The organism is Nevskia sp., from assembly GCF_023266035.1.
Classification (GTDB): Bacteria; Pseudomonadota; Gammaproteobacteria; order Nevskiales; family Nevskiaceae; genus Nevskia.
On record NZ_JAHFRY010000168.1, the window covers coordinates 1 to 8,227 of the forward strand.

Sequence of the window (8,227 nt, forward strand, 5' to 3'; positions counted from 1 at the left end):
CCGACGTGCGGGCGATCGCCGAACTGAACGATGGCTCCCTGTACATGGCCAGCCACTACGTCAAGGCATCCGGCGGCTGCTCGGCGCCAGCCGGCAAGGACCCGAAGGAAGCACTGCGCAATGCCGGGCGGATCAAGTTCAGGGTCGATGATCCGCTGGAAGCCGGCAAGCCGGCGGCCGTGCAGCTCGCCATCAGCCATCCGAACGCATCGGGGCTGGTGCTCGATCAGGTCAGCCGTCTGTACGAACCGGCGTATTACGTGCGCAAGCTCAGCGTCCGCTACGGCGACAAGCTGGTGCTGACCGCCGATATCGATTTCTCGATCAGCGAAAACCCCAATTTCCGCTTTTATTTTCTGCCCAGCGGCGATGGCGCCCTGCACGCCGATGTGGTCGACACCAAGGACCTGAGTTTCAGCAGCGAGGTCGCCTTCAAGCTCGGTGGCGTCGCCAACACCACCCGGTAACTGCGCGGCGGCACCGGCGAGCCACTGCAAAAATGGTCGCGATCAGCCTGATACGATCGCATTAACTTGCTCCGGAATCGTCCCTTGTCGCTCATTTCCACACCTCGCCGCCGCTGGTATGGCGTCGGCGCTTTCTGCTGTGCTGCAACCTTCGCCCTGCTGGCCTGCTCAGGCATCGTTCCCAAGGAACAGCCGTTGCCAGCGCCTGTGGCGGTCATCCAGACCTACCACTACGCGAAAGATATCCAGCCGATCTTCGACAGCAAGTGCGCCGCCTGCCACGGCTGCTACGACGCGCCCTGCCAGCTGAAGCTGACCAGCGCCGACGGCGTCGAGCGCGGTGCCAGCAAGCTGGCTGTCTACGACGGCACGCGGCTCGAACGTATCCCCACCACTCGCCTGGGCATCGACGCCCTGAATGTCGGCGAGTGGCGCCAGAAAGGCTTCTACTCGGTGCAGCCGGTGCTGCAGACCGAAGGCAAGAATCAGGTGCCGTCGGCACTGTTGCAGCGCGCCTTGGCAATGGGCCGCGAAAACAGTTGGCCGCCGAACCGGCGGCTGCCGGAGGACCTGCAGCTCGGCTTCGCGCGAGTCAATCAGTGCCCGACCCTCGACGAGTACGACAGCTTCGCCAAAAAGCATCCGCGTGAAGGCATGCCGCTGGCCGTGACTGGCCTGACCGAGCCCGAGTACCAGACGTTGAGCACCTGGATTTCCCAGGGCGCGGTCGTCGAGCCGAACGAGGTGCAGCCGAGCGCTGCCGAAGCCGAGCAGATCACGCAATGGGAGAACTGGCTGAACCGCGAAGGGGATCGCGAGCAGCTGGTCGCTCGTTATCTCTACGAGCACCTGTTCACCGCCCATCTGCATTTCACCAGCGAGAAGACGCCGCACTTCTACGAGCTGCTGCGCTCGCGCACGCCATCGGGCGAAGCCATCGTGCCGGTCGCCACCCGCTTGCCGAACCAGGCGCCGGACGGCCCGTTCCATTACCGGCTGCGGATCCTGACCGAAAGCATCGTCCAGAAGAACCACATCACCTACGGGCTCGACGCGCGCCGCATGGCGCACTTCCAGGATCTGTTCCTGAAGGACGCCTGGACCGTGCCGCCGAAATCGGAGCACGAGAAGCACGACAAGGAAGCCCGCGCCAATCCGTTCCTGACCTTCGATCCGATCCCGGCGAAGGCGCGCTACCAGTTCATGCTCGACGAGGCGCAGTACTTCGTCCGCACTTTCATCCGCGGCCCGGTCTGTGCTGGCCAAGCGGCGACCGACGTGATCCGCGACCAGTTCTGGGTCAGCTTCGAAGACCCGTCACGCGAGCTGTATGTCAACGATGCCGCCTATCGCAAGAAGGTTTCGCCGCTGCTCGATGTCGCCGGACAGGATTCGAGCTTGATCAAGGCCGGCACCGAATGGGCCAGCTATCGCAACCAGCGCAACGATTACGTGCGGCTGCGCCAGGAGGCCTACGCCAAGAAGATGCCGAAGGGCGCGTCGATCAGTGACATCTGGGATGGCGACGGGACCAATCGCGATGCCCTGCTGACCGTCTTCCGTCATCACGACAATGCCTTCGTCAAGAACGGCCTGATCGGCGCGATGCCGGAGACCTTGTGGGTGATGGATTACCCGCTGTTCGAGCGTACCTTCTACGAGCTGGTGGTCAATTTCGATGTCTTCGGCAATGTCTCGCATCAGTTGCAGACGCGTCTGTACTTCGACCTGATCCGCAACGACGGCGAGACCGATTTCCTGCGTTTCCTGCCGCCGAAGCTTCGCAATCCCTTGCTGCACCAGTGGTATCAGGACGGCGGCCGGGTGAAGCTGTTTACCACCTATCCCGACATCGACGACAAGCGGCCGACCCAGCTGAAATTCAAGCCGGGCATCGACGTGGAAGCGGCGAAAGCGGCCTATGTCGACCAGCTGCTGAAGGCGCTGCGCAAGGTCAAGGGACCGGACGACGTCATCAACCGCTGTGCACGCGGCGACTGCAAGCTGCCGGACAGCTCGGCGATGACCCAGGCGGCCAATCGCGCGCTGAGGCCGCTGGCACAGGCCACCGGCAAGACCCTGCCGGTGCTGACCCTGCTGCCGGAAGTGGTGCTGCTGCGCATCCGTGGCAACCAGCAGCGGCTGGTCTATTCGCTGGTCCACAACCGCGCGCACAGCAATGTCGCCTTCATCATGGGCGAGGAGGGCCGCCTGCAGCCGGAGCGCGACACGGTCAGCGTGATGCCTGGCGTCTACGGCAACTATCCGAACTTCGCCTTCGATGTGCCGATGGCCGAACTCGACAGCTTCGTCACAGCACTGTCGGCGGCTACCGACAAGGCAAGTCTGGAAAAGGTCGTCGATCAGTGGGGACTGCGCCGTACCCATCCGGACTTCTGGGCCGTGTTCAACGACTTCTCCCAGTACCAGCGCGAAACCGAGCCGCTGGAAGCGGGAATTCTGGATATGAATCGCTTTGAAAATCTCTGATCTCACGTGAATCAAACCCAGCAGCAGCCGTGCTTCATCGTCATGAACGCCAGTTCCGGACATAGCGACACCCAGGAAACACAGACCACCATCCGCGAGGTGCTCGATCGCGCCGGCCGCCGCCATGAACTGCTGCTCGCCGAGAAAGGCAGTGACATTCCCGGGCTGGCACGACGCGCCGTCGAACTGGCCAAGGCGCAGGACGGCATCGTGGTCGCTGCCGGTGGCGACGGCACCATCAACGCCGTGGCCCAGGCGGCACTCGGCTGCGGTCAACCGTTCGCTGTGCTGCCGCAGGGCACGTTCAACTACTTCGGCCGCGAGCACGGCATCTCGCAGGACACGCGGATCGCCACCGAAGCATTGCTGACAGCGACGCCGCAGCCGGTGCAGGTGGGCCTGGTCAACGATCGCCTGTTCCTGGTCAACGCCAGCCTCGGTCTGTATCCGCAACTGCTCGAGGATCGCGAAGCCTTCAAGCAGCGCTTCGGCCGCAGCAGGCTGATCGCGGCGGTGTCTGGCCTGGTCACGGTGCTGCGCAACCGCCGGCAGCTGAGCATCGAGATCGAAGCCGAAGGCCAGACCCGGAGAATCCGCACGCCGACGCTGTTCGTCGGCAACAACGCGCTGCAGTTCAAGCAGATCGGCATCGCCGAAGGCGCAGCGCTTGCTCACGACCATCTGGTCGCCATCGCGCCGAAGCCGGTCAGCACCTTGGCGATGATCGGCCTGATGCTGCGCGGTGCCTTTGGCCGTCTTGGCGAAGCCGATCAGGTGATCAGCGTCGCGCTGCAGAAGCTCACCGTGCGCCCGCATCGTCGCAGCCAGCGACGGAGCTACAAGGTGGCGATGGATGGCGAAGTCACGCGGCTGCCGGTGCCGCTGGTGTTCTGCGTGTCGCCGACGCCGCTGCTGCTGATGGTGCCGCTGACGCCGGCCACGGAAGACGGCGCAGCATGAGTCTGGTGCTGCATCTGTCCGATACCCACTTCGGCACCGAGCGCGCCGAGGTCGTCGACGCGCTGCTGCAACTGGCGCGCGAGCAGCAGCCGGATGTGGCGATCCTGTCCGGGGACATCACGCAGCGAAGCCGGACGCCGGAATTCGTCGCCGCGCGCAAGTTCATCGATGCACTGACAGCCCGTTCGAAACTGGTGCTGCCGGGCAATCACGACATTCCGCTGTTCGAGGTCTGGCGGCGGCTGTTCGCGCCATACCGCAATCTGCGCCGCGCCTTCGGCCGAGAACTGGAACCGGATTACGAGGACGACGCGGTGCTGATCATCGGCGTCAACACCACCAGCCGCTTCCGGCACGTCGACGGTCGGGTTTCTTCGCGACAGATCGAGCGGGTCCGCCGTCGCTTGCTGCGCAGCCCGGTTTCGCGGCTGAAGCTGGTGGTCACCCATCAGCCGGTCCACGTGCAGAACGTCGAGGACGAGCACAACCTGCTGCACGGCCGTCGCGCGGCAATGCAGGTCTGGTCAGCAGCCGGGGCCGACCTGATTCTCGGCGGCCACATCCATCTGCCGTTCACCCAGGCGTTGCGTGAAGCGCACCAATTGCCGCGCGAAATCTGGGCCGTGCAGGCCGGTACTGCCGTCTCGCGGCGCACCCGGGCTGGCGCACCGAACTCGGTCAACCTGATTCGCCATCAGCCGGGCACTGCGAAATGCAGTGTCGAACGCTGGGATTACGATGCCGATCAGCAGCGCTTTGCGACGGGCTCGATCACCGAAATCGCGCTCGATCGCCGCTCGCCGGACTGATCGGGGAAACCCAGCCTGCGATGCCGGCCCTCGCGCAGTTCATCGCCGCCAACGCCCTGCCCTTGCTGGCGGGCCTGATCATCGCGGCTAGCCTCCTCACGCGTCTGCTGTGGCAGCGAGCCTTGCGCTATCGAGCCTCGGCGAATCCCAGGCCGTTGACGATCGTCGGCCTCGGCATCGCACTGCTGGCACTGGCGCTGTTCGTGACCGTGGCCAGCCTGCTGAGCCACATCAGCGTCTTCGATGCCTTGCTGGCCAATGAACTGCGCAGAACCATTTCGCGGCCGACGCTGCAGGCCATTTTCGCGATCACGCAATTGGGCAATTTCATGACCTTGCTGGCAGTCGTGATCGGCGTGGCGCTGGCGCTGCTGCTGCGTCGACGCTGGCTGGAACTGGCGGCCTGGCTGGTCGCCACGGCTGGCAATGGTCTGCTGAATCGTGCACTGAAGCTGTCGTTCGAACGGGCGCGGCCGCTGTACGAACACGGCCTGGTGATCGAACCGAGCTACAGCTTTCCGAGCGGCCATGCCTCCGGCTCGCTGGCGGTCTACGGCATGCTGACCTGGCTGCTGCTGCATCGACTGCCGGCACCTGCAAGGCTGCCGCTGCTGATCGGAACGACGACCCTGATCCTGCTGATCGGCTTCAGTCGGGTGCTGCTGCAGGTGCATTACTTCAGCGACGTGATCGCCGGTTTCGCGTCGGCAGCCGCGTGGCTGAGCCTGTGCATCGTCATCGCAGAACGGCTGCGGCAGCGGCAGGTCTATCGACCATGAGCCGCTGCTTGCAGATCCTGTTGACGGCCGTCCTTGCGACCGCCTTGCTACCGGCAATCGCCACTGCGGAAACCGTGAAGCTGGCCGACGGCGTGTTTGCCGATCTCGGCAGCCATGACGCGATCGTCCCGGCCAATCGTGGCGAGATCGCCAACAGCGGGCTGATCGTCGGCCAGCGTGGGGCACTGGCGATCGACAGCGGCGTATCGCAGGTTCACGGCGAGCGGTTATACGCCGCCTGGACGACGCGCAGCGACCAGCCGATTGAAGCGCTGCTGCTGACCCAGCCGATCCAGGAATTCCTGTTCGGTGCCGGCGCTTTTCGCGCCCACGGCCTGCCGGTGCTGGCCTCGCCGGACGCCGCGAAGCTGATGCGTCAGCGCTGCGAAAACTGCCTGACCCATCTGCGCGAACTGCTGCCCGGCGGCTTGATGAAGGGCACGGCGCTGATCGCGCCGGACCGGGACATCGACGTTCGTGCGCCGATCGATCTCGGCGGGCGCCAGGTCACACTGATCGACGGCGGCTCGGCCACCACACCGGGCACGCTAGCCGTGTTCGATCGCCAGTCCGGCACCTTGTTCGCCGGAGGCCTGATCGCCAACCAGCGCATTCCAAGCTTGCGCGACGCTCGCATCAGCCAATGGATCACCACGCTCGAAGCACTGCGCAAGCTGCCGCTGAAGCGCATCGTGCCGGGCTTCGGGCCGGTCGGTGACCTGCGCCAGATCGATGCGATGCAGCGCTATCTGCAGCAGATCGACGCTGCCGTGCGCAGCGAGTACCAGCACGGCGCCAGCCTGCTCGAGGCCTCGGCCCGCGTGCGTCTGCCGGAGTTCGCGGGCTGGCAGCAGTACGACGTCATCCACCCGCAGAACGTGCAGTACCTGTACCGCCAGTTCGAGGATCAGGAGTTCAGGTGAAGCAGTAGCTTGTGGTCGGTGGCTAGTGGTCCGTATCACGCCGCCGCTTTTTCTGGCCACTGGTCACTGGCCGCTAGGCACTGCTTCTCCTCCGAACAACTCCCCAAGCATCGCTTCGCCACGCTCCAGCACGAAGTAGCGGAAGGCTTCGGCAGCCGGTGACAGGCTCATCGCACCCAGGCTGACCACGTGCCAGGCGCGCTTCAGCGGCATGCCGACGACATCGAGCAGCTTCAGCTGTCCGGCCAGCAGTTCCAGGACCAGCGTGTGCTGCGACAGGATGGTCAGGCCCATGTTGGCAATCACGGCCTGCTTGATCGTTTCGTTGCTGCTCATTTCCATGATCGCGACGGGGGCGATGTGCTGCTCGCGGAAGAACACTTCCATCGCGCCGCGGGTGCCCGACCCGATCTCGCGGACGATGAACAGTTCGCGGTCGAGCCGGGCCGGTGAGATCGCCCGTTCGGTCGCCAGCGGATGGTCCGCCGCGGCGACCACGCCCAGCAGGTTCACGGCAAACGCTTCGGCGCGCACATCCAGCTCGCGCGGCGGCCGGCCCATGATCGCCAGATCGATCTCGCGATCGTGCAGCTGGCGATCGAGCTGATCGCGATTGCCCACCGTCAGCCGCACTTCCACGCCCGGGTAGTCCTTGCGGAACTGCGCCAGCAGCCTCGGCACGAAGTACTGCGCAGTGCCGACCATGCCGACGGTGATCCGCCCGGCCTGCACGCCGCGCAGGCGGGCGATGGTGTCCTCGGCTTCCTTGAGCGTGGCGATCACCCGGCGGGCATAGACCAGCAGGTATTCGCCGGTGGTGGTCAGGCTCATCGAACGGCCGCTGCGCTCGAATATCGGCAGGCCGATCGCGGTTTCCAGATCGCGGATCTGCATCGACACCGCCGGCGCGGTCAGATGCAATTCTTCGGCCGCGCGGGCAAAGCTCAGATGGCGAGCGGCGGAGGCGAAAGTACGGAGCTGGCGCAGGCTGAGATTCAACATCAGAAAACCTTACTCGACGATACAGATATCGTGAATTTACCTTAACTCTCACGCGCCGTACCTTCCTCGCCATCGAAGCACAGCCAACGCCAAGAGGAAGACGCGATGAACGATGCAATGACCAGCGATGACAAGCAGATCACCGACGGCAAGAAGCGTTATGCCGCCGGCGTGCTGAAGTACAAGCAGATGGGCTACTGGCAGCCCGACTACGTGCCGAAAGATACCGACGTCATCGCGATGTTCCGCATCACGCCGCAGGAAGGCGTACCGGCTGACGAGTGCGCCGCCGCCGTTGCCGGCGAATCCTCGACCGCGACCTGGACCGTGGTCTGGACCGACCGCCTGACCGCTTGCGAGCTGTATCGCGCCAAGGCTTTTCGCGTCGACCCGGTACCGAACACCGGACCGGGCACCAAGACCGAACAGCAGCATTTCGCCTACATCGCCTACGACCTGGACCTGTTCGAAGGCGGTTCGATCGCCAACCTCACCGCCTCGATCATCGGCAACGTCTTCGGCTTCAAGGCGGTGAAAGCGCTGCGTCTGGAAGACATGCGCATCCCGGTCGCTTACCTGAAGACCTTCCAGGGTCCAGCCACCGGCATCGTCGTGGAGCGCGAGCGTCTCGACAAGTTCGGCCGGCCGCTGCTCGGTGCGACGACCAAGCCGAAGCTGGGCCTCTCGGGCCGCAACTACGGCCGCGTCGTCTATGAAGGCCTGAAGGGTGGTCTCGACTTCATGAAGGACGACGAGAACATCAACTCGCAGCCGTTCATGCACTGGCGCGATCGCTT

8 protein-coding genes are annotated in these 8,227 nt (G+C 64.5%); 7 read left to right on the forward strand and 1 reads right to left on the reverse strand.

All coding sequences use genetic code 11. The features are described 5' to 3' along the window. The 6 genes from Q0D45_RS19435 to Q0D45_RS19460 form a co-directional block, all read left to right on the forward strand. Positions 1-467, forward strand: a 467-nt coding sequence (locus tag Q0D45_RS19435) for a quinoprotein dehydrogenase-associated SoxYZ-like carrier (protein WP_293396915.1), incomplete at its 5' end; no start/stop codon positions are given. 84 nt (positions 468-551) lie between these two features. Beyond that, positions 552-2,957, forward strand: coding sequence for a fatty acid cis/trans isomerase (locus Q0D45_RS19440; RefSeq protein ID WP_293396918.1), 2,406 nt, complete (start codon positions 552-554; stop codon positions 2,955-2,957). Positions 2,958-2,999: 42 nt separating this feature from the next. Beyond that, on the forward strand, positions 3,000-3,917 hold the full coding sequence (locus tag Q0D45_RS19445) for a diacylglycerol kinase family protein (RefSeq protein ID WP_293396921.1): 918 nt from the start codon (positions 3,000-3,002) through the stop codon (positions 3,915-3,917). After that, positions 3,914-4,726 carry a metallophosphoesterase gene (locus tag Q0D45_RS19450; protein ID WP_293396924.1) on the forward strand — a complete coding sequence of 271 codons (813 nt, stop codon included), beginning with the start codon at positions 3,914-3,916 and terminating at the stop codon, positions 4,724-4,726. Before Q0D45_RS19445 ends, Q0D45_RS19450 begins: the two co-directional genes overlap by 4 nt. 20 nt (positions 4,727-4,746) lie before the next feature. Further along, positions 4,747-5,505 (forward strand): phosphatase PAP2 family protein, encoded by a 759-nt coding sequence (locus Q0D45_RS19455; RefSeq protein ID WP_293396927.1) that lies wholly within the window; start codon positions 4,747-4,749, stop codon positions 5,503-5,505. Beyond that, entirely contained in the window at positions 5,502-6,428 is a 927-nt protein-coding gene (locus Q0D45_RS19460; protein ID WP_293396930.1) for an MBL fold metallo-hydrolase, read from the forward strand. The genes Q0D45_RS19455 and Q0D45_RS19460 overlap by 4 nt, the downstream gene beginning before the upstream one ends. Before the next feature lie 63 nt (positions 6,429-6,491). Here Q0D45_RS19460 and Q0D45_RS19465 read toward each other — a convergent pair whose 3' ends face one another. Then, the gene (locus Q0D45_RS19465) at positions 6,492-7,430 is read right to left on the reverse strand and encodes a LysR family transcriptional regulator (RefSeq protein WP_293396933.1); all 939 of its coding nucleotides are present in this window, start codon (positions 7,428-7,430) and stop codon (positions 6,492-6,494) included. Positions 7,431-7,535: 105 nt separating this feature from the next. Between Q0D45_RS19465 and Q0D45_RS19470 the strand changes: the two genes are divergently transcribed. After that, positions 7,536-8,227 (forward strand): RuBisCO large subunit C-terminal-like domain-containing protein (locus Q0D45_RS19470; RefSeq protein ID WP_293396936.1); only part of this gene is annotated, 692 nt, incomplete at its 3' end.